The sequence below is a fragment of the Dellaglioa sp. CoH-57-MRSF-17 genome (assembly GCF_056782015.1).
In genome coordinates, this window is sequence record NZ_JBXAXY010000175.1 from 1 (window position 1) to 244 (window position 244).

Below are 244 nucleotides of genomic sequence, written 5' to 3' on the forward strand. Positions count from 1 at the left end.
TGATGGTCCTGTTGACTTCTAGGAGAATTCATGAAGGTCAGTAGAGTGAAGAAACGCATGCGTCAGGTACTAGATGCGCGACGCGCATGGAAACGTATGTACTGCGAAGCAACGTTCGAGTTCCTGTATAATGCGCGACCAAACCGCAAATTCGGCACCACCAGTAGTGCACATGGTGCCCGCGTAATCGACCGAATCGCAGGAGGCGTGTGGCCGCCCTACGAGAAGTTCGACATTCCAGTAT

Annotated in this window: 1 protein-coding gene; it reads left to right on the forward strand. The window is 52.5% G+C overall.

Translation table 11 applies throughout. The features are described 5' to 3' along the window. Positions 1–45: 45 nt before the first annotated feature. Positions 46–244, forward strand: a 199-nt coding sequence (locus AC1RPJ_RS08300) for a hypothetical protein (protein WP_481762934.1), incomplete at its 3' end; no start/stop codon positions are given.